We start from the raw sequence: 21066 nt of genomic DNA, 5'->3' as shown, positions 1-21066 counted from the left end.
GAACACGATGACGACCGGCGCCATGATGAGCACCGTCGCGGCCATCGTCAGGTTCCAGTTGACCGCGTGGGCGCTCTTGAAGGACTCCAGGCCGTAGCTCAGGGTCCAGGCGCCCGGGTTTCAGGCGGTGTCGAAGACGCTGTCGCGCGCCTGGGCGAGAGCGGTTCGCAGCGCGCCGGTCAGGATCGGATCGCCGTCGATGTCGCTGATCCGGAGCAGCGGCCTGGGCAGCGCCAGACCGGTCATCTCGGCCTCGACCCGCTGACGGAGGTCCTCTCCGCCGGCCTGGGCCACGAGACCGGAGAGGACGACCAGCTCGGGATCGACCACGGCGACCACGGACGCGAGGCCGGTGGCCAGCCTGCGGGCGACCTCGGCGCACACGGCCTCGTCGGCGAGGGCCTCGGCCGGCGGCCTGCCTCCCGCCAGGTCGCGTACGGCGGGGATGGAGACCTGGCTCTGGAAGCCGCCCCCCGCGTCGGGACCGGCCCAGTCGGCCGCCCCGCCGCGGGCGAGCGGGGCGCCGGGGAGCGGCATGTAGCCGATCTCCCCGGCGCCGCCGGTGGCGCCGCGCAGCAGGGTGCCGCCCAGCACGATCGCGGCGCCCACGCCCTCGTCGAGCCAGACGAGCACGAAGTGGTCGTGGTCCTGTGCCGCACCTTCGTACTGCTCGGCGATGGCCGCGAGGTTCACGTCGTTCTCGATCACGACCGGCCTGCCGACCACCTCGGCGAGGTCGGCGATCAGGGTGCGTGAGTGCCAGCCGGGCAGATGGGGCGCGTAGCGCAGCTGGCCGGTGTGCGGGTCGATCGCGCCCGGTGTGCCCACCACCACGGCGGCGAGGTCGTCATGACCGAGACCGGTCGGGCGCAGGGCGCCGTCCACGGCCTCGGCGACGAGCTGGGCCGTGCGGTGACGTACGTCCCCCGCGACCGCCTCGGCCTCCACGCGGCAGGAGCCGACCACCGTGCCGGTGATGTCGGCGACCACCGCGTCGATGCCGGTCGGCCCGACGGAGAGCGCCGCGACGTGGGCGGCGGCCGGGTCGATCTCGTACAGCACGGCGTTGGGCCCGGGGCGCCCGCTCTGGCTGCCCGTCGAGCGGACCAGTCCCGCCTCCTCCAGCCGCGCCAGCAGCTGGGAGGCGGTGGGCTTGGAGAGCCCGGTGAGTTCGCCGATGCGGGTGCGGGTGAGGGGGCCCTGGGAGATCAGGAGATCGAGCGCGGCCCGGTCGTTCATGGCGCGCAGAACGCGGGGGGTGCCCGGTGTGGTTCCGGCCATGAGCGCCGCCGCCTTCTGTTAGGAAACTTTCCTATCGATGAGAGGACGGTAGGGGCGGCGTCACGGACCCGTCAATGGGAAGCGCCCCCGGGGCAACCAAAGCGTTACCTGCGGGGGCGCTGTACGCACCGGCTGTTCAGCCGGTCACTTCGTCATGCTCGGCGGCGGTATCGGGGTCGCCGCCAGCGACTGCGGTGACGTCGCCGAGGCGTACGCCGACGGGGCGGCCATGCCGGCCGTCGGGTCCGAGGCCGAGGCGCCGTCCGCCTCGACGGCCAAGGGGCCGACCATCTGGATGCCTGCCGTGTCCAGGGCCTGCTTGATCCGCCAGCGCAGCTCGCGCTCGACGCCCAGCGATTTGCCCGGCATGGTCTTCGCCGTGACCCGTACGGTCATCGAGTCCAGCAGCACCGCGTCCAGGCCGAGGATCTCCACCGGGCCCCACAGCCGCTCCGACCAGGGCTCCTCCTTGGTCATGGTCCCGCCCGCCTCCGTGATCGCGGCGCGGACCCGGATCAGGTCCTCCGTCGGGCGGACCGTGACGTCGACACCGGCCGTGGACCAGCCCTGGCTGAGGTTGCCGATCCGCTTCACCTCGCCGTTGCGGACGTACCAGATCTCACCGTTGTCGCCGCGCAGCTTGGTGACGCGCAGGCCGACCTCGATGACCTCGCCGGAGGCGACACCCGCGTCGATCGAGTCGCCGACGCCGTACTGGTCCTCCAGGATCATGAAGACACCGGAGAGGAAGTCGGTGACGAGATTGCGCGCACCGAAGCCCAGGGCCACACCGGCGACCCCCGCGGAGGCCAGCAGCGGGGCCAGATTGATCTGGAAGGCGCCCAGGATCATCAGGGCCGCCGTGCCGAGGATCAGGAACGACGTGACCGAGCGGAGTACGGAACCGATGGCTTCGGAGCGCTGACGGCGGCGCTCGGCGTTGACCAGCAGGCCACCGAGAGCGGTGCCCTCCACCGCCTGGGCGCTGCGGTTCATCCGGTCGATGAGATTGGTCAGGGCACGCCGGATCAGGTAGCGGAGCACGATCGCGATGGCTGCGATGAGGATGATGCGGAGGCCGGTGTTCAGCCAGGTGGACCAGTTCTCCTCCACCCAGCCTGCGGCGTTCCCGGCCCGCTCGGCGGCTTCGTCCAGCGAGCCGGCGGCACCGGGTGACGAAGCCGTGGCCAGGAGGGCGGACAGGGACACGACGGGGACCTCCAGGTGGGGCGACAGCGGACCAACCACAGTAACGAAGCCGGGGGAGTGGTTCGTTGCCGTCGATGGAGGAGAGACACGTCTCACCCCGGGACGCACGGGGGTGCGGCCGGTCCCCGACGGTGCGGGCCGCCCTGCTGGGGCACCCGTTCGAGGGGGCCCGGGCCGTGCGGACGGCCGGCCGGTGAGAAAAATCCCTCCGGCCCGTTACCCGTACGTGGTGGCGCTCGGACCAGGCATGAGGAGAGACTGAGACCGGATCGTCCCGGCGCGAGCCACGCGTCGCCGGCGCACAAGGAGGCATCCACGTGCCGCACGTCCTGGTTCTCAACGCTTCGTACGAGCCGCTCGGCGTCGTACCTCTCCGCCGCGCGCTCGTCCTCGTCCTCGAGAACAAGGCCATCTGCCTCGAGGAGTCCGGCGCCTTCATGCACAGTGCCACCTGTGCCGTTCCCGCGCCCAGCGTCGTCCGCCTCAAGCGGTTCGTGCGCGTCCCCTACCGGGGGCCCGTTCCGCTCACCCGCCGTGCGCTCTTCGCGCGGGACGGCGGCCGCTGCATGTACTGCGGGGCAGCCGCGACGAGCGTCGACCACGTCATCCCGCGCAGCCGCGGCGGGCAGCACGCCTGGGACAACGTGGTGGCGGCCTGCCGCCGCTGCAACCACGTCAAGGCGGACCGCCATCTTCCCGAGCTGGGCTGGCGGCTGCGCCACCAGCCGGCGCCGCCCAGTGGTCTCGCCTGGCGGATCATCGGGACCGGACACCGGGATCCGCGCTGGCTGCCCTACTTGCAGCCGTTCGGCGCGGACGACGTGATGGCCCGGATCGATGGCGTTTCCGCCTGAGGAACCGGGCCTTCGCCGTCCGTGGGCGGCCCGCGTCAGCGACTCTTCTCGTCCTCACCGGCGACGGCGTAGGCCTCGACCGACCAGAGCGAGTAGCCGTACTGTGTGGCCCGGCCGTCGCCCTGGACCCTGATGAAGCGGGTGTCCTTCGCGTCCATCCGGACCGACTCGCGCCCGCCGCCGCCTTCCCGCACGGTCGCCGCCGTACGCCAGGTGCGGCCGTCCGGGGACACCTGCACGCGGTAGCGGGAGGCGTAGGCGTCCTGCCACCGCAGCACGACCTGGCCCAGCCGCACCGGCCCGGGCAGCTCGGCCTGCCACCAGGCGCCGTCCTCGACGGGTGAGGACCAGCGGGTCTCCGGATCGCCGTCGGAGGCTGCCGCCGCCGGGAAGTCCGGGGTCTCGTCGCCGGACGAGGACGCCTTGGCCTTACGCACCAGATCGGGGCCCTCCGTGCGCGGGAAGGCCCGGACGGTCAGAGTGCTCTCCTCACCCTCGAAACGCAGTAGCACCTCGTACTCGCCGGCCGGGGTGCCGGCCGGCACGGTGATGTCCACGGGGATGTCGGTGCGGGAGCCCCGTGTCACCGTCGTCTGCTTCGGGACCTTCACCTCGACGCCCTTGGGCGCCTTCGCCGTGAGCGTGCCCTTCACCTTGCCGGGGCGCCCGCCGGCCAGCCGCGCCTCGACCCGCTGGGTGCCGCCCCCGATCACGGCGTCCGTGGTGTCGCGGACGAGGGCGAGCCGGGCCGCCGGTTCGTCCGCGAACCACGGGACGATCGCCCGCACCTCCGGGGCCCCGGGCGTGTTCGTCACCCCCGGGGCGAGGGGGCCGACGAAGACGGGGCGGGCGGACGGAACGGTGACCCGCAGCGCGTCCGCGCGCAGGCCCTTCACCGCGGTCTGCGTCCAGCCCGACGCCGAGAGGGAGCCCATGCCGCGCCAGCCCTCGCCCGGGACATGGACCTCGAGGACCGCGTCCGGCGCCCCGTCGTCCGGCCGGGCCAGCGTGGTGACGGCCTCCAGCGTGCGGGCGCGGTCGAGCCGGAGCGTGTAGCCCTGCGCGTCCCGGCTCGCCGTTCCCGCGTCGCGGTCGGTGCCGTTCCAGGCTTCGGCCTCCTTCAGGACCCGGTCCAGGAACGGGTCCAGGACGCCCTTGCCGACCGTCGCCGTGCTCGCCCGGATCTTCGCGCGCAGCGGCTCGAGCGCCAACTGGGCCTGCCAGGCGGCCGCCCCGTCGCCGCGCTCCTGCGCCCGCAGCAGGTCGACGGCGAGTTCGCCCGCCCTGCCGTACCGGGCCAGTTGCTCGGTCCACGGCCGCACCTCGTCCTGGAGCCGGCCGCCCACGGGGGCCGCCAGCCGCTCCTGGGCCTGCCGCATCACACCGAAGGCGGCCCGCAGCTCACGTGCCGCCTCGCCCGCGTCGTCCGCCGTGTCCGCGGCCCGACGCGCAGCCCAGAACGCCTCCAGCAGCGGCCGGAGGTACGCGGACTCGTCGCCGCCCAGCACCGAGGTGGCGCTGTTGCCCGCCAGGGCCCCCAGCGCCGCCCGGACGGTGGCGTCGCCGCCCGCCAGATCGTCCATGGCCGCCTGCCAGGAGTCCTGCGGCCGGTACCCCTTCGGGTTCCAGGCGAAGTCGGCGGCCGTGAACAGCGGGATACGGGACGCCGAGGGCTGCTCCATGGCGTTGGCCAGCAGTGCCGCGGAGCCGCTGGCCACCGCGGGGTCACGGCCGGTGTACGGGCCGAGGAAGATGCGGTCCCCCGCGTAGTCGTTGACCGGGTAGTTGTCCATGGTGACCAGGGGATGGCGGAAGGCGTCGCGCGCGCCCGCCAGGTCCCGTCCGGTGATCGTTTCGGGTACGACCCCGACACCGGTCCAGGCCACCTCCACCCGGTCGTCCAGCTCCGCGGCGAGCGCCGTGCGGTAGTCGGTGGCACCCTCCTGGTAGAACTCGGTGGGCATCACCGACAGCGGCTCCGCGTCCGGGTGCCGGTCCGCGAGGTGCCGGGCGACCGCGCTCGCGACCCTCGCCTGCGCCCTGGCCGCCGCCTCGGGCCCGCTGCCGAACGTCTCCGCGTCCTGGTCGCAGTGCCATTCGCTGTAGCTGACGTTCTGGAACTGCAGCTGGAAGGCCCGCACGCCCAGGGCCCACATCGCGTCGATCTTCCGGGTGAGCGCCCGCACGTCCGCGTCGGAGGCCATGCACATCGCCTGCCCGGGCGAGACGGCCCAGCCGAGCGTCACATGCTCGGCCCGCGCCTTCTCGGCCAGCGCGCGGAAGTCGGCGCGCTCGGCGGCGGGGTACGGATCGCGCCAGCGGGTCTGCCGGTACGGGTCGTCGCCGGCCGCGTAGAGGTAGCGGTTCTGTTTCGTGCGCCCCATGAACGCGAGCTGGGCGAGCCGCTCCTCGCGGGTCCACGGCTGCCCGTAGAAGCCCTCGGTCATCCCGCGGACCGCGGCACCCGGCCAGTCGCGGACCACGGCTCCGGCGACGGTGCCGTCCCGCTCGAGCTGGCGCAGGGTCTGGACTGCGTGGAACAGGCCGTCCTCGCCGACCCCGTCCAGAGCGACCGTGGGCCGGTCCTCGGCCCTGCCCACGGCGAGGCGATAGCCCCCGGACGGCAGATCGGCGCGCTCGGAGGCGCGCAGCACCCGCAGCGCCCGGTCCGCGTCGGCGCCGCCGAGCCGGATCACCGGGCCCCTGCCGGGCAGGGCGTCGTGCACCGTGCGTACACCGGCGTCGCGCAGCAGCGTCCGCAGCGCCTCCACGGCGTACGGATCGGCCTTCGCGTCGGCGAGGAGGGTGACCTCGGTTCCCAGGGCGACGGACTGCCCGGACGCCTTGACGGACTGCGGCCGGGGCCAGACGGCGGGCGGCCGCGCGTCATCGGCGCGGTCCTCAGCCGTCGTGGCGGGGGGGACGGGGGCCGCGACGGCGGCCGGCGCGAACGGGCCGAGCAGTCCGCCGATCACAGCCACGGCGACGGCTGTCGCATGCCTCCTGCGCCCGAGCTGCACGCCGTACTCCTTCGAAAGATCCCCGCCCGGCAGTGACGTCCGAGCCCACCACCAGGGCGCCGGGGTGTCAATGCGCATGGCCGGTTTGACCGATATGCCGGGTGTGTTGGCTGGTGTGGCGTGTGGGTATCCGGGGGAGACTCGCCGGGTGGCCGAAAGTCACCCATACCTGGCGTACGGGGGAACGGAATGTGACCTACGGCACGTTGGGCTCGTTGTCATAACGCCTATGTCACGTCCACGCCTGCTCCCGCGCCCGCTGGGTAGGCCTGCTGTGTCCTGTCGTCCATGGCCAGGAGGCCAACGTGCCCGCTTCCGCGCAGCTTCTGCTCTCCGCCCTCTCCAAACAGGTACCGAGCCCCACGGGTCCCGATCCGCTGGCAGGCGAGAAGTCCCCGACCCTCACCGTCCCTCCGATGATCAGTGAGCTCCCGCTCGCCGATGTCTCCCACCTGACCGGTGAACCCGCCTTCACCGACAGCGCCCCGCTCACCAGCGAGCCCCCGCTCGCCGACGCCACACCCCTCACGAGCGAGCCACCGCTCGCCACCGTCGCCCCTCTGACCAGCGAGCCGACAGCACCCGGCACCGCAGGGGGCATGGAGTCCCCAGGAGTCTGAATGGGCTTGTCCCGGCTCGCCGCACTGCACGGCGTCGCCACCTCCTTCTCCCCGTCCGCGGATGTCACGGTGTCCGTCCCCGACGACACGGTCACGGCCGTGCTCGCCGCGCTGGGCGTCGACGCCGCCACCCCCGCGGACGTACGGAGATCACTCGACGCGGCCGAATCGGCGGCGGCCTCCCGACTGCTCCCGCCGACGGTGGTGGCCTGGTCGGGAGAACCGCTGCCGGCCGCGCTCAGCGCGCTTCCGCCCGGCGCGGTCCTGACGGTCGACCCCGAACCGGGAACCTCCGACGCGCCCTCGCCCCTGCGCATGCGGGTGCTGCCCGCCCCGGCCACGCACCCGCCGGGCGCACCGGAGACGCCCTCCTGGTGGACCGAACCGCCCCTGGGCGTCCACCGGCTGACCGTCCGTACCCAGGACCACCGGCACGCCACCGTCACGCTCGTCGTCGCTCCGGACCGTGTGCCCCAGCCGCCCGCCCGTACGCACGGATTCCTCGTCCAGCTCTACTCGATGCTGTCCGCCCGGTCCTGGGGCATGGGCGACCTCGCGGACCTGGCCGACCTCGCCGCCTGGGCGGGACGGACCCTGGGGAGCGACTTCGTCCAGGTCAACCCGCTGCACGCCGCCGTACCCGGCAGGCCGGCCGACCCGTCGCCGTACCGCCCCTCCTCGCGCCGCTTCCCCGACCCCGTCCATCTGCACATCGAGTCGATCCCGGAGTACGGCCATGTCGCCGAGCCCGGCAGGGCGGCCCTGGACGACCTGCGCCAGGAAGCCGCGGCCCTGCGCGAGGCCGTGCTGAACAAGGGCGCGCTGATCGACCGCGACGCCGTCCGGGACCTCAAGAACCAGGCCCTGGAGATCGTCCACGAGGTCCCCCTGACCCCAGGCCGCCGCGCCGCCTACTGCGACTTCCTCGCCGAACAGGGGCAGGCCCTGGAGGACCACGCCCTGTGGTGCGCCCTGGCCGAGGTGCACGGCCCTCTGTGGCGCGCCTGGCCCGAAGGACTGCGTGACCCCCGCTCCCCGGAGAGCGCCCGTGCCCGCACCGCGCTGCTGGACCGGGTCGACTTCCACTGCCGGCTGGCCTGGCTCACGGACACCCAGCTGGCCACCGCCCAGAGCGCCGCCCGGGAGTCCGGGATGGCCGTCGGGATCGTGCACGACCTCGCCGTCGGCGTCCATCCCGACGGCGCCGACACCTGGGCCCAGCAGGACGCCTTCGCCCACGGCATGTCCGTCGGCGCGCCCCCCGACGCCTTCAACGCCCACGGCCAGGACTGGGGGCTGCCCCCCTGGCGGCCCGACGCCCTCGCGGCGTCCGGTTACGCCCCCTACCGCGACCTCCTGCGCGGCCTCCTCGCCCACGCCGGGGCGCTGCGCATCGACCACGTCATGGGGCTCTTCCGGCTCTGGTGGGTTCCCGTAGGGCACCCACCCACCGAGGGCGCGTACGTCAGCCAGGACGCCGAGGCGATGCTCGCCGTCCTCGTCCTGGAGGCGCACCGGGCCGGTGCCGTCGTCATAGGGGAGGACCTCGGCACCGTCGAGCCCGGCGTACGCGAGGCGCTCGCCCGGCGCGGGGTGCTCGGCACCTCCGTGCTCTGGTTCGAGCGCGACTGGGACGGCACCGGGCGCCCGCTCGCCCCCGAGAAGTGGCGCCAGGACTGCGTGGCCACGGCGACCACCCACGACCTGCCGTCCACCGCCGCCCGGCTGACGGGCGATCACGTGACGCTCCGCCACCGGCTCGGCCTGCTCAGCAGGAGCCTGGAGCAGGAGCTCGCCGAGGACGCCGCCGACACCGCCGAGTGGCTGGCCTACCTGGCCCGTCTCCGGCTGCTGCCCGAGGGCGGCGGCGACGAGGAGGCGGCCGTCCGCGCCGTCCACCGGTTCCTGCTGCGCACCCCGGCCCGGATGACCGGGGTCTGGCTCCCGGACACCGTGGGGGACCGCCGTCCGCAGAACCTCCCCGGCACCTGGGACCAGTACCCCAACTGGCGCCTGCCCGTCGCCGATGCGGAAGGTCACCCCGTCACACTGGAGGAGATCACCGCGTCACCCCGGCTGCACAGGCTGATGGCCGTCCTGAGGGGCGGCCCCGAGGTCCGTACGGCACCCCCGGGCGCGCGCCCCTCGTAGGCGTTCGCTACGTTTGCACCGTGGACAAGAAGAACGCTATGCGCGCCGGCGCCGTCGCGGCCGGTACGACGCTGATGATGCTGCTCATGTCGTCCCCCGCGCTCGCGCTCACCCGCGACGACGGCGACGACCCGGGCCCGGGCCTGAACGTGCTGGAGACCCTCGGCCTCTACGTCGCGGCACCGATCGTCCTGTTCCTGGTGATCGCGGGACTCGTCATGGTCCTCGACAAGTCCAAGAAGCAGGCCTAGTCGGCCGACCGGAGTGCGCCGCCGGTACGACGTACCGCGCGGCGCACCGGCATGTCCGGGTGCCCGGTAGGTTTCGGCCATGACCGAGTGGGACGTCAAGAAGCTCCGCATCCTGCGCACCCTGCGCGACCGGGGCACGGTCACCGCCACGGCCGAAGCTTTGCTCATGACCCCGTCCGCCGTGTCGCAGCAGCTGACCAACCTCGCCCGGCAGCTCGGCGTCCCGCTGCTGGAGGCACAGGGCCGCCGCGTCCGGCTCACCGACGCCGCGCATCTCGTGCTGCGCCACGCCGAGGCGGTCTTCGCCCAGCTGGAGCGCGCCGACGCCGAGCTGACCGGCTATCTGCGGGGCGAGGCGGGTGAGGTGAGGGTCGGCGCCTTCTCGACCGCCGTGCCCGCCCTCGTCGTACCGGCCGTGCAGCTCCTGGGGGCCGAGGACCGCCCAGGGCCCCGGATCCGCGTACGGGAGGCGGAGGCGGCCCAGGCGTACGAGCTCCTGACGGCCGGTGAGGTGGACCTGGCGCTCTCCCTGGCGGCGCACGCCCCGACGGCCCGGGACCCCCGCTTCGCCCTGCTGCCGCTCCTGGCCGACCCGCTGGACGTGGCGTTGCCCGCCGGCCACCGCCTCGCCGCGACGCCCGCGTTGCGGCTGGCCGGCCTCTCCCGGGAAGCCTGGATCTTCGGCGGGTCCGGCCCGTGGTCGGAGATCACCACCGCCGCCTGCGAGGCCGCGGGTTTCGTCCCCGAGCAGGCCCACAGCGCCTCCGGCTGGACGGCGATCCTCGCCATGGTGCGGGCGGGCATGGGCGTCGCCCTGATCCCCCGCATGGTCTCCGCCTCCGACCGGCCGCGCGACGGCGTGGTGATGCGGGTCCTGGAGACTGACCGGCCGTACCGCCATGTGGTGGCGGCCGTACGGCGGGGCGCGGAACGCGGTCCGGCGCTCGCACGGGTGCTGGCGGCGCTGCGCGAGGTGGCAGCCGGAACCGTTAAGCAGACCTGAAGGAACCGTACGAAAACTTTCGATGGACCTGATCGGTGGGGAGGCGGACAGTGGACCCATGCCGACCGACACGATCCAGACGGAGCCCCGTTCCACCGACCCGCACGCCCATGACGCGGCCCCCTACGGCGGCGGGGATCCCTACGCCGACTACCGCGCAGGTGCCTTTCCCTTCACCGAACTGGCCGACCTCGCGGACCGCCGCCTCGGCGCGGGCGTGATCGCGGCCAACGACGAGTTCTTCGCCGAGCGCGAGAACCTCCTGATCCGCGAGCCCGCCGTCTTCGACCCCCAGCGTTTCGGCCACAAGGGCAAGATCATGGACGGCTGGGAGACCCGCCGCCGCCGGGGCGTGGACGCGGACCAGCCCTTCCCCGCTCCCGAGGATCACGACTGGGCGATCGTCCGGCTGGGCGCGCCCGGGATCGTCCGCGGCATCGTCGTCGACACCGCGCACTTCCGCGGCAACTACCCGCAGCGCGTCTCCGTCCAGGCGGCAGCGGTGGAGGGCGCACCCGGACCGGAGGAACTCCTCGCCGACGACGTGACGTGGGAGGAACTCGTCCCGCCGACCCCCGTACGCGGCCACGCCGCCAACGGCTTCGAGGTCACGGACGGCCGCCGCTACACCCACCTGCGCGTCTGCCAGCACCCCGACGGTGGGATCGCCCGTCTCCGCGTGCACGGCGAGGTCGTCCCCGACCCGGCCTGGCTCGCGGCGCTCGGCACGATCGACCTGATCTCGATCCTGAACGGCGGCATGTACGAGGACGCCTCGGACCGCTTCTACTCCTCGCCGGCCCAGATCATCCTGCCCGGCACCTCCCGCACGATGGACGACGGCTGGGAGAACCGCCGCCGCCGGGTCCGCGGCACCAACGACTGGGTGCGCTTCCGGCTGCCCGCCCAGGGCGCGGTGCGCGCGGTCGAGATCGACACCGCCTGCCTCAAGGGCAACGCGGCCGGCTGGATCGGCCTCCTCGGCCGCGACGGCGACTCGGGCGAATGGTTCGAGATCATCCCCCGCACCCGGCTCCAGCCAGACACCCCGCACCGCTTCGTCCTGGACACCGAGGCCGTGGTCACCCACGTGCGCCTGGACGCCTACCCCGACGGGGGAGTGGCCCGGATGCGCCTCCACGGATCCCTGACGGAGCCGGGTGCGGCCGAACTGGCCCGCCGCTACGACGAGTCGGCGGCGTAACCCGTCAGCTCCCGGTCCCCGCCCGGTGGACGGCTGCGCTCCGGTGCCCGTCCGCCGGGCGGTCAACGGCGCGACGGCCGTCCGGGCCGCCGATCACCCCCAGCGTCACCAGTGCGAGCGCCGCGGTGGCCCCGCCCAGTGTCATGACCGCCGCCGGGGACGCCGCGTCCACCACGAACCCGCCCGCCAGCGCACCGAGCGAGATGGTCGCCTGGAACGACGAGGTGAACAGCACGGAGGCCGCCTCGGGTGTGCGGGGCGCCGAGGTCAGGAACCACATCTGGCTGCACACGGGCACCGCGCCGTACGCCAGCCCCCAGACGATCAGCAGGACCACCGCGCCGCCCCCGGTCGTGCCGACGACCGGCAACAGCAGCGTCGAGGCCGCGAGCATGCCCGCCGCCACCCCGAAGGTGGCGCGCAACGAGCGCCGCACGAGCGCGCCCGCGGCGAAGTTGCCGACGACACCAGCCGTGCCGTAGACCAGCAACACGACGGTGACGAAGCGCGGGCCCGCGTGCGCCTCCTGCTCCAGGAAGGGCGTGACGTAGGTGTACGCGCCGAAGTGCGCGAGTACGACGAGGAACGTGACGAGCAGTCCGGCCCGGATCCGGGCCGTGCCGATCAGACGGCTCAGGACACCGAGTCCCGTGGTGCTCTCCGGTGGCAGCGGAGGCATCAGCGCGATCAGAGCCCCGCACACGGCCAACGTGAGCAGCCCCATCGCGGTGAACGCGGCGCGCCACCCGGCGGCGTCACCGAGGAACACCCCGAAGGGCACGCCGAGCACCGAACCGAGCGGAACCGCGGAGAAGATCACGGCGGTCGCCCTGCCGACCTGCTCCGGGGGCACCAGTCGCGGCGCGATCCCCGCGCCGATGGACCAGAAGGCGCCGATGGCGAGTCCGACGAGGACACGGGACGAGATCATGACCCAGTAGGAGGGAGCCGCAGCGGCGAGGAAGTCCGCCACCGCCAGCAGGAGCATCAGGGCGCAGAGCATGATCCGCCGGTCGATCCGCCGGGTCGCGACGGTCACGACGGGGGCGGCGACGGCGGCCAGGACGCCGGGCACGGTCATCATCAGCCCCGCGTCGCCGTCCGAGATCCCGAAGGTGGCGCCGATGGGCGTCAGCAGGCCGATCGGCAGGATCTCGGTGGTGACCAGGGAGAAGATGCCCACCATGACGGACACGACCCCCAGCCAGCTGACCACGGGTGAACGGGCGGGCGCGGTCGGGGCCGGGGTGACTACGGGCACGGATTCGTCCTGTCGCTGGAGCTGCCGGTTCGAGCTCCGAGTTCAGCAGCCCAGGAGGGGCGCGTCCGGCAGGAATCCGACGTCAACGAGAAGGCGTCGTTCGCCCGGTGGGCGAGGAACCGGTCGTGCAGCCGACGAGAAAGGGGCGCCCCCACCGGGAGCGCCCCCTCGTCCGTGTGCCGGTCCGCTACGCGGTGGCCGCCGCAGCGTCCGCCGCCTGCGCCTTCAGCGCACGCTCCACGCCTGCCCTGGACTCCGACATCAGCCGGCGCAGAGCCGCGCTCGGCTGCGCCGACGCCAGCCAGGCGTCCGTGGCGTCCAGGGTCTCCTGCGAGACCTGGAGGGCCGGGTACAGGCCGACCGCGATCTGCTGGGCCATCTCGTGGCTGCGCGAGTCCCAGACGTCCTTGACCGCCGCGAAGTACTTCTCCGTGTACGGGGCCAGCAGCTCACGCTGCTCGGTCTGGACGAAGCCGCCGATGACCGACTCCTGCAGGGAGTTCGGCAGCTTGTCCGACTCGACGACCGAGGCCCACGCCTCGGCCTTCGCCTCCTCGGAGGGCTGCGCCGCGCGCGCGGCAGCCGCGTGCCGCTCACCCGCGGCCGTCCTGTCGCGCTCGTACTCGGCGGCGATCTCCTCCTCGTCCAGCAGGCCCGTCGCGGCCAGGCGCTGCACGAACGCCCAGCGCAGCTCCGTGTCGACGGCCAGCCCCTCGATCTCCTGGGTGCCGTCCAGCAGCGACTGCAGCACGTCCAGGTGGAGGGGGCTGCGCGCCGTCGCGGCGAAGGCACGGGCCCACGCCAGCTGGTGGTCACCGGCCGGCTCCGCAGCGCGGAGATGCGCCAGCGTCGCCTCCGTCCACTGGTTCAGACCCGCCTCGCGCCACTCCGGGGCGGCGTAGAGGTCCAGGGCCAGCTTCACCTGCCGGTGCAGCGACTGCACGACGCCGATGTCCGACTCCTTGCTGATCCCGGACAGGACCAGCGCCAGGTAGTCGCGCGTCGCCAGCTCGCCGTCGCGCGTCATGTCCCAGGCCGAGGCCCAGCTCAGGGCGCGGGGCAGGGACTCGGCGAAGTCGCCCAGGTGCGCGGTGACGACCCGCAGCGACTCCTCGTCGAGGCGGACCTTCGCGTACGACAGGTCGTCGTCGTTGAGCAGGACGACGGCCGGCCGGGCCGTGCCGGACGGGAACGGCACGGTGGTGCGCTCGCCGTCGACGTCCAGCTCGATCCGGTCCGTGCGGACCAGCTTCCCGGCCTCGTCCAGGTCGTAGAGGCCGACGGCGATCCGGTGCGGGCGCAGCGTCGGCTCGCCCTTCGCCCCGGCGGGGAGCGCGGGGGCCTCCTGCAGCACGGTGAACGCGGTGACGTGGCCGTTCTCGTCGGTCTCGATCTCCGGGCGCAGGATGTTGATGCCGGCCGTCTCCAGCCACGCCTTCGACCAGGTCTTCAGGTCGCGGCCCGAGGTCTCCTCCAGTGCGCCCAGCAGGTCCGAGAGGCGCGTGTTCCCGTAGGCGTGCGCCTTGAAGTACGCCTGCACCCCCTTGAAGAACGCGTCCTTGCCGACGTACGCCACGAGCTGCTTCAGGACCGAGGCGCCCTTCGCGTACGTGATCCCGTCGAAGTTCACCAGGACGTCGTCGAGGTCCTGGATCTCCGCCATGATCGGGTGCGTCGACGGCAGCTGGTCCTGCCGGTACGCCCACGTCTTCATGGAGTTGGCGAACGTGGTCCAGGAGTGCGGCCACTTCGAGCCCGCGGCGTCCGCCTGGCACGCGATGGAGGTGTACGTGGCGAACGACTCGTTCAGCCAGAGGTCGTTCCACCACTCCATGGTGACCAGGTCGCCGAACCACATGTGGGCCAGCTCGTGGAGGATGGTCTCGGCACGCGTCTCGTAGGCGGCGTCGGTGACCTTCGAGCGGAACACGTACTGGTCGCGGATGGTGACCGCGCCGGCGTTCTCCATGGCCCCGGCGTTGAACTCCGGTACGAAGAGCTGGTCGTACTTGGCGAAGGGGTACGCGTAGTCGAACTTCTCCTGGAACCACTCGAAGCCCTGCCGCGTGACCGCGAAGATGTCGTCCGCGTCGAGGTACTCGGCGAGCGACGGCCGGCAGTAGATGCCGAGCGGCACGGACTGGCCGTCCTTCTCGTAGCTGCTGTGCACCGCGTGGTACGGGCCGGCGATCAGAGCCGTGATGTAGGTGGAGATGCGCGGCGTCGGCTCGAAGGACCAGACGTCGTCCTTGGGCTCGGGCGTCGGCGAGTTGGAGATCACCGTCCAGCCGGAGGGCGCCTTCACGGTGAACCGGAAGGTCGCCTTCAGGTCGGGCTGCTCGAAGCTGGCGAACACCCGGCGGGCGTCCGGCACCTCGAACTGGGTGTAGAGATAGGCCTGTTCGTCGACCGGGTCGACGAAGCGGTGCAGGCCCTCGCCGGTGTTCGTGTACGAGCAGTCGGCGACGACCTTCAGCTCGTTGGCACCGGCCCGGAGGTGCTTCAGCGCGATCCGGGAGTCCCGGAAGACGGCGGCGATGTCCAGGTCCTTGCCGTTGAGCACGATGTCGTGCACGGCCGGGGCGACCAGGTCGATGAAGGTCTCCGCACCGGCCTCGGCGGAGTCGAAGCGCACGGTGGTGACGGACCGGTAGGTGCCACCGTCCTGCGCTCCGGAGAGGTCGAGATCGATCTCGTACGCGTCCACGGTCAGCAGGCGCGCCCGCTCCTGTGCCTCTTCGCGGGTCAGATTCGTGCCAGGCACGCGGTCATCTCCTTGATATGCGACGTTTTTGGTCATCCTTCCACGTGGGAGAGGTGCAGCGCGATGTCCGTTTTCCGCCGGACCGGCAGAGGAGCACGGGCCACCCTCGGAGCATGACCATCCATGAGGCACGGCCCATCGGGCCGGACGTACTGGAAGAGCTCCGCACGGCCGACGACGCGGGGCGTCCCTGCGTGCCGTACGCGGCCATGGACGGCGGTGAACCCCTGCGCTGCTGTCTGCGCGGCGCCCGCCCGGGGGAGGGGATCGCCCTCGTCTCGTACGCGCCGCTGCGACGCTGGGCGGCCCGGACCTGGGCGCGCCCGGGGGCGTACGACGAGCAGGGGCCCGTCTTCATCCACGCTGAGGCGTGCGACGGGCCGGCGGCGGACCGGACCGGCTACCCCTTCTCGCGGGCCGGCGCGCTGCGGACCGTCCGGCGCTACGACGCGGAGGGGCACATCGTGGGCGGCCGGCTCCTGGAGATCCCGGCCGAGGAGGAGCGGGGCTTCGACGAGGCACTCACGGAGGCGCTCGCCGACCCGCAGGTGGCGCTGGTGCACGTCAGGGCCGTGGAGTACGGGTGCTTCCACTTCGAGGTACGGCCGGGTTGACAGCGAGGCCCGGGGAATCCGGACTCCTCCGGCAGGATGGTGCAATGAGGATCACTGTGAATCTGCCGCAGGAGGACATCGACTTCCTCGACACGTACGCCACCGCGGCGGGGCTGCCATCCCGGTCCGCCGTGCTCCATGTGGCCGTCGCACTGCTGAGGAGGGCCGAGCAGGAGAGAGACGGCGGGGAGCGGTGAGGTGTGTCCGGCGCGCCATGCGAAGGGGCGGCCACCGGATCCGGTGGCCGCCCCTTCGCATGGGTGGCGAGGGCGTCAGCCCTTCAGCTCCGCCGCCACCAGCTCCGCGATCTGGACCGCGTTGAGCGCCGCGCCCTTGCGCAGGTTGTCGTTGGAGACGAACAGCGCGAGGCCGTGCTCGACGGTCTCGTCGACGCGGATACGGCCCACGTAGGAGGCGTCCTTGCCGGCCGCCTGGAGCGGGGTCGGGATCTCGGAGAGCTCGACGCCCTCGGCGTCCTTCAGCAGCTCGTAGGCGCGCTCGACGCTGATCGGGCGGGCGAAACGGGCGTTGATCTGGAGGGAGTGGCCGGAGAAGACCGGGACCCGGACGCAGGTGCCGGACACCTTGAGCTCCGGGATCTCCAGGATCTTGCGGGACTCGTTGCGGAGCTTCTGCTCCTCGTCCGTCTCGAAGGAGCCGTCGTCGACGATCGAACCCGCGAGCGGGAGCACGTTGAAGGCGATCGGGCGCTTGTAGACGTTCGGCTCAGGGAAGTCGACCGCGCCGCCGTCGTGCGTCAGCTTGTCCGCCTCGGCGACGACCTTGGACGCCTGACCGTGCAGCTCCGCGACGCCGGCGACCCCGGAACCGGACACCGCCTGGTAGGTGGCGACGGTCAGCGCGTCGAGCTGTGCTTCCTGGTGCAGGGGGCGCAGCACGGGCATGGCGGCCATCGTGGTGCAGTTCGGGTTGGCGATGATGCCCTTGGGGCGGTTCCTGATCGCGTGCGCGTTGACCTCGGAGACCACCAGCGGGACCTCGGGGTCCTTGCGCCAGGCGGAGGAGTTGTCGATCACGACGGCACCCTGGGCGGCGACCTTCTCGGCCAGCGCCTTCGAGGTCGCGCCGCCCGCGGAGAACAGCACGATGTCCAGCCCGGTGTAGTCCGCCGTCGAGGCGTCCTCCACCGTGATGTCCGTGCCCTCGTAGGCGAGGGTGGAGCCCGCGGAACGCGCGGAGGCGAAGAGACGCAGCTCGGCGACGGGGAACTTCCGCTCGGCCAGGATCCTGCGCATGACTGTGCCGACCTGACCGGTGGCGCCGACGATTCCGACCTTCACAGGAACTCCCTCACACGTACGAACGGGCACGGTTGCCGGTCTATGATGCGTATGTCCACGGCTTCCTTGTCCAATCCATTGTCCGGCAGGCGGACGGGGCGCGCACGGAGCAGTGGGGCGGGTGCCCTTGCGAGCACCCGCCCCACGGTTCGCGCATGTCGTGCGGATCACACGGACGCGGTGGTCACGGCACGGTTACGGCGCGACCTTCTCGATCACGACGCTGCCGGTGCCCGCCGCGGTGCCGCGGGTGTTCACCAGCTGGACCTCGCCGAAGAACTGCCGGCCCTCGGGAGCCGCTCCGGCGACCACGATCTCGGCGCCGACCTGGGCGGACGCGCCGTTGGCCAGGTTCACGGCCTGGGACTCGTCGACCTTGATCTCACCCAGCGACGGTGCGTAGTACACGTCGCGGTAGTCGTACTCGGTGGTCCCGGCCGGGACCGAGTAGCCCTCGATGACGATGGTGTAGGTGCCGGCCGCCGGGTTCACCAGGCTGACCGTCTCCTCCGAGCCGGCCGTCGTCGAGGCGCCCACCTCGGTCGAGCCCTTGAGGACACGCAGATCGATGTCGGCGTTGGCGTCCGAGGTGTTGCCGATGGCGACGTCCAGCTTCTCGACGCCCGCACCGATGGTGACCGTCTTGGTGTACTTGCCGCCCGTGGAGATCGACGGACGCTCGACGTCGGCCGAGCCCAGCGAGCCGCCCTTCAGGGCGCCCTCCAGGTCACCGGCGTTGTTGGTGACCGTCCAGTCCACCGTGGCGGGGGTGCCGATCTTCGCCTCGGGGATGGTCTGCACCGCCGGGTCGAAGGTGGCGCCGAGCAGCGAGACATCCAGCTTGTACGGGTTGTCCAGCAGCGGCGACGTACGACGGGACTCGACCTCGATCTCCCAGACGCCGGGCTGCGGGTCCTTGTAGGAGCGCGTGTCCGGGCGGCAGGTGTTGGCCGGGTTCTCGTAGTTCGGGTAGCAGTAGATCGTGGAGCTGTCCTCCACCGCGACCCCGTAGGGGTGCAGGGAGATGAACCGCGTCTGGCTGCCCGAGCGCAGGGCGCTCAGCGCGACCTCCAGGGTCTCCGCGCCTTCCGGCACGTTCACGAAGTACGACGTGGTGCCGTTGCGCTGCACCGAGCCGGTCGTCGAGAACGCGTAACCCGGCTTCACCAGGTCCTGGGCGACGACCACGGTGGAGAGGATCTGCTGGTCCACGCCGGTGGTCTTCGTGTCGTCCACCACCAGGATCGCGCTGTGGACGCCCGCCGTGCGGGCCTTCGCCTCGACCTTGACGGTCACCGGCTTGCCGAGCGGCAGCGAGACGGTGCTCGAACCGCTCAGCTTGAAGGTGCCGTCGTTGTTCTTCCAGGACAGCTTGTGGCTGACGGCCTTGTCCGGACCCGTCGTGCGGGTGACGGTGACGTCGTACGACTTCTTCTGGCCGGTCTTCAGGCCGCCCTCACGGTCGTACAGGCCGGTGCCGAAGCCCGGGGTCTTCAGCGCGAAGTCGATCGCGGTGTCGACCGGGGCCTTCACGGTGTACTCGTGCGCCGAGGCGCCCTTCTTCTCGATCTGCTTCCAGGCGCCGACGATGTCCATCAGGCCGGCACCCTGGGCGTGCGCGGGCACGTCCTTGATGTGGGTGGCCGTGCTGGTCAGCGCGGTCCGCAGGTCGGCCGGGGGCAGCTCGATGTGCTTCTGCTCCGCGGCGGACAGCAGCAGCGCCGCCGCACCGGCGGCCTGCGGCGAGGACATCGAGGTGCCCTGCAGCATGGAGTAGCCGGCGGGGAGCGAGTAGCCCGCCTCCTTGACCGGACCGCCGGGGATCCAGGTCTGGGTGGTGTTGATGGACGCGCCGGGGGCCGTCAGGATCGGCGCGAAGCCGCCGTCCTCACGCGGACCGCGCGAGGAGAAGGGCAGCATGTCGTACTTCTTGGTGACGTTCGAGCCGTAGTTGGCCGCCCACGTCTCCTTGGAGATGGACGCGCCGACCGAGATGACGTGGTCCGCGAGGCCCGGGTCACCGATGGTGTTGACCCCCGGGCCGTCGTTGCCGGCCGAGATGACCAGCTGGACGCCGTAGATGTCGATGAGCCGCTTGTAGAGCTCGGCGCGGGCGTTGTTGCCGTCGTTGAGCGGCGGCAGGCCGCCGATCGACATGTTGACGACGTCGACACCGCGGTTCACCACGAGGTCGATCATGCCCTCGGTGAGCGCGATGTTGGTGCAGCCGCCGGACCAGGTGCAGGCACGCGAGGAGACGACCTTGGCGCCGGGCGCCGCGCCGTTCATCTTGCCGCCGAACAGGCCGTTGGCCGCGGTGATGCCTGCGACGTGCGTGCCGTGCTCGCTCTGGATGACGCCGATGTTGACGTAGTCGGCTGTGTTCCCCGCCGCGTCGAAGACGACGTCCTCACGGGTCTCGACGACGAACGGGATGCGCTCGACGACCTCGGTCCGAGGGTCGTCCGTACCGAAGTAGGAGACCTGGTGCTTGTCCTTGTACGGCTTGAGCACGGCGTCGTTGCCGAAGTCCGCGTCGTTGTCCAGGTCGACGCGGGTGGTGCCGGTGACCGGGTCGTAGAGCACACCCCACTGGTCGGTGGTGTCACCGTCGCGGTTGAGGTCGCCCGCCATGTCGCCGCCACGGGTGACGGACTCCTTGAAGAGCCGGAAGCTGTACGAGCCCTCCGGCGCGGAGTACGTCGTGCCGCCGTTCGTGAACGTCGGCCCGGAGACCTTCTGGTCCATCCGCAGCCAGGTGCCGTCGCCGTCGCCGACGGGGTCGGTAGCCGTCACCCAGTCGACGATCTTGCGCTCGCCGGTGGTGGTCTTCTGCAGCGCGGGGTGGCCGACGTCGACACCGGAGTCCAGGACACCGATGGTGATCCCGCGGCCGTCGGCCTTCGGGTGCTGCTTCACGAAGTCGACCGCGCCCGTCTCGAAGGACGGGTTGTACGGGTTCTTCGCAGGGGTGTTCTTACCCGGCGCCGGGTAACTGCCCGTGGCCTTCTGCTGCTTCGCCCCGGTGGCCCGGTCGCCCGAAGGCGTCGGGTCGTCCAGCTTGATCTCCTGCTTGAGATCGATGCCGTGGACGGACGACAGCTTCTGCGCCGCCTTGATGGTGGCCTCGGCGGTCGCGGTCGGCACGGTCGCCCGGACGTAGCCGAGCTTGTCGTACGTCTGCCCCAGGACGGACCCCTTGACGGCGTCCAGCTGTTCGGCGACCTGCTCGGTCGCACCGGGGGCGGTGGCGACCATCATCGTGATGTTCTTCTCGCCCTTGGCCTCGGCCTTCGCCAGCACATCGGCGTCGGCCTCGCCCAGCTTGTCGCCCTTCGCGCTCGCGGCGGCGGGCTTCACGGGGGAAACCGCGGGGTCGTCTGCCGCGAAGACCGGGGCGGCGCCGGAGGCGGCCAGCGCGGCCGCCAGACCGGCTGCGGCCGCGATGCGTGCCGCGCGTCTCGCCCCGGGTATGGAGCTGGGGGATTCCTTGGTCATCAGCATCCCTGTGTGGTGAATGAAAGAGAGAGTCC

Annotated in this window: 15 protein-coding genes; 8 read left to right on the top strand and 7 right to left on the bottom strand. The window is 72.1% G+C overall.

Going from position 1 to position 21066, the window contains the following annotated elements; all coding sequences use genetic code 11:
• Nucleotides 1–120 precede the first annotated feature (120 nt).
• Nucleotides 121–1281: an ROK family transcriptional regulator gene (locus tag ACFYQ5_RS08170; protein WP_389194767.1), complete on the bottom strand. Its 1161-nt coding sequence runs from the start codon at nt 1279–1281 to the stop codon at nt 121–123.
• Nucleotides 1282–1425: 144 nt separating this feature from the next.
• A complete protein-coding gene (locus ACFYQ5_RS08165; protein ID WP_389194764.1) occupies nt 1426–2490 on the bottom strand; it encodes a mechanosensitive ion channel family protein in 1065 nt (354 codons plus the stop codon).
• 317 nt (nt 2491–2807) lie between these two features.
• On the opposite strand from ACFYQ5_RS08165, the gene ACFYQ5_RS08160 reads away from it, so the two are divergent.
• Nucleotides 2808–3344 carry an HNH endonuclease gene (locus tag ACFYQ5_RS08160; protein WP_389194761.1) on the top strand — a complete coding sequence of 179 codons (537 nt, stop codon included), beginning with the start codon at nt 2808–2810 and terminating at the stop codon, nt 3342–3344.
• 35 nt (nt 3345–3379) lie between these two features.
• On the opposite strand, the gene ACFYQ5_RS08155 is transcribed toward ACFYQ5_RS08160, so the two are convergent.
• Nucleotides 3380–6364: a beta-N-acetylglucosaminidase domain-containing protein gene (locus tag ACFYQ5_RS08155; protein ID WP_389194759.1), complete on the bottom strand. Its 2985-nt coding sequence runs from the start codon at nt 6362–6364 to the stop codon at nt 3380–3382.
• Nucleotides 6365–6669: 305 nt separating this feature from the next.
• On the opposite strand from ACFYQ5_RS08155, the gene ACFYQ5_RS08150 reads away from it, so the two are divergent.
• From ACFYQ5_RS08150 to alc, 5 genes are all read left to right on the top strand, one after another.
• Nucleotides 6670–6984 (top strand): hypothetical protein, encoded by a 315-nt coding sequence (locus ACFYQ5_RS08150; RefSeq protein ID WP_389194756.1) that lies wholly within the window; start codon nt 6670–6672, stop codon nt 6982–6984.
• The gene (gene malQ / locus ACFYQ5_RS08145; RefSeq protein ID WP_389194753.1) at nt 6985–9135 is read left to right on the top strand and encodes a 4-alpha-glucanotransferase; all 2151 of its coding nucleotides are present in this window, start codon (nt 6985–6987) and stop codon (nt 9133–9135) included.
• 38 nt (nt 9136–9173) lie between these two features.
• Nucleotides 9174–9386, top strand: a complete 213-nt coding sequence (locus ACFYQ5_RS08140) for a hypothetical protein (RefSeq protein WP_389195370.1) — start codon at nt 9174–9176, stop codon at nt 9384–9386.
• 79 nt (nt 9387–9465) lie between these two features.
• Nucleotides 9466–10389, top strand: coding sequence for a LysR family transcriptional regulator (locus ACFYQ5_RS08135; RefSeq protein ID WP_389194750.1), 924 nt, complete (start codon nt 9466–9468; stop codon nt 10387–10389).
• 58 nt (nt 10390–10447) lie between these two features.
• A complete protein-coding gene (alc, locus tag ACFYQ5_RS08130; protein WP_389194747.1) occupies nt 10448–11593 on the top strand; it encodes an allantoicase in 1146 nt (381 codons plus the stop codon).
• 4 nt (nt 11594–11597) lie between these two features.
• Here the strand turns inward: alc and ACFYQ5_RS08125 are convergent, their stop codons facing one another.
• Nucleotides 11598–12779 (bottom strand): MFS transporter, encoded by a 1182-nt coding sequence (locus ACFYQ5_RS08125; protein ID WP_389195367.1) that lies wholly within the window; start codon nt 12777–12779, stop codon nt 11598–11600.
• A 262-nt stretch (nt 12780–13041) separates the two neighbouring features.
• The gene (gene pepN, locus ACFYQ5_RS08120; RefSeq protein ID WP_389194744.1) at nt 13042–15618 is read right to left on the bottom strand and encodes an aminopeptidase N; all 2577 of its coding nucleotides are present in this window, start codon (nt 15616–15618) and stop codon (nt 13042–13044) included.
• A 113-nt stretch (nt 15619–15731) separates the two neighbouring features.
• Between pepN and ACFYQ5_RS08115 the strand changes: the two genes are divergently transcribed.
• Entirely contained in the window at nt 15732–16232 is a 501-nt protein-coding gene (locus ACFYQ5_RS08115; RefSeq protein ID WP_389194741.1) for a DUF1203 domain-containing protein, read from the top strand.
• Nucleotides 16233–16276: 44 nt separating this feature from the next.
• Entirely contained in the window at nt 16277–16429 is a 153-nt protein-coding gene (locus ACFYQ5_RS08110; RefSeq protein ID WP_389194739.1) for a hypothetical protein, read from the top strand.
• A 75-nt stretch (nt 16430–16504) separates the two neighbouring features.
• Here ACFYQ5_RS08110 and ACFYQ5_RS08105 read toward each other — a convergent pair whose 3' ends face one another.
• Nucleotides 16505–17533, bottom strand: coding sequence for an aspartate-semialdehyde dehydrogenase (locus tag ACFYQ5_RS08105; RefSeq protein ID WP_389194736.1), 1029 nt, complete (start codon nt 17531–17533; stop codon nt 16505–16507).
• 195 nt (nt 17534–17728) lie between these two features.
• Nucleotides 17729–21037 carry a S8 family serine peptidase gene (locus ACFYQ5_RS08100; protein ID WP_389194733.1) on the bottom strand — a complete coding sequence of 1103 codons (3309 nt, stop codon included), beginning with the start codon at nt 21035–21037 and terminating at the stop codon, nt 17729–17731.
• Nucleotides 21038–21066 lie beyond the last annotated feature (29 nt).

Origin of the sequence: Streptomyces sp. NPDC005794, assembly GCF_042871445.1 — a bacterium.
GTDB lineage: Bacteria > Actinomycetota > Actinomycetes > Streptomycetales > Streptomycetaceae > Streptomyces.
The sequence above is the reverse complement of the archived record's forward strand: the minus strand, read 5'-3'. Positions and strand labels throughout refer to the sequence as shown.

Coding starts and splice junctions, on each gene's coding strand:
- ACFYQ5_RS08100 (WP_389194733.1), bottom strand. CDS start 21,037: ATGCTGATGACCAAGGAATCCCCCAGCTCCATACCCGGGGCGAGACGC.
- malQ (WP_389194753.1), top strand. CDS start 6,985: ATGGGCTTGTCCCGGCTCGCCGCACTGCACGGCGTCGCCACCTCCTTC.
- ACFYQ5_RS08110 (WP_389194739.1), top strand. CDS start 16,277: ATGAGGATCACTGTGAATCTGCCGCAGGAGGACATCGACTTCCTCGAC.
- ACFYQ5_RS08135 (WP_389194750.1), top strand. CDS start 9,466: ATGACCGAGTGGGACGTCAAGAAGCTCCGCATCCTGCGCACCCTGCGC.
- ACFYQ5_RS08140 (WP_389195370.1), top strand. CDS start 9,174: ATGCGCGCCGGCGCCGTCGCGGCCGGTACGACGCTGATGATGCTGCTC.
- alc (WP_389194747.1), top strand. CDS start 10,448: ATGCCGACCGACACGATCCAGACGGAGCCCCGTTCCACCGACCCGCAC.
- ACFYQ5_RS08115 (WP_389194741.1), top strand. CDS start 15,732: ATGACCATCCATGAGGCACGGCCCATCGGGCCGGACGTACTGGAAGAG.
- ACFYQ5_RS08125 (WP_389195367.1), bottom strand. CDS start 12,779: ATGGTGGGCATCTTCTCCCTGGTCACCACCGAGATCCTGCCGATCGGC.
- ACFYQ5_RS08170 (WP_389194767.1), bottom strand. CDS start 1,281: ATGGCCGGAACCACACCGGGCACCCCCCGCGTTCTGCGCGCCATGAAC.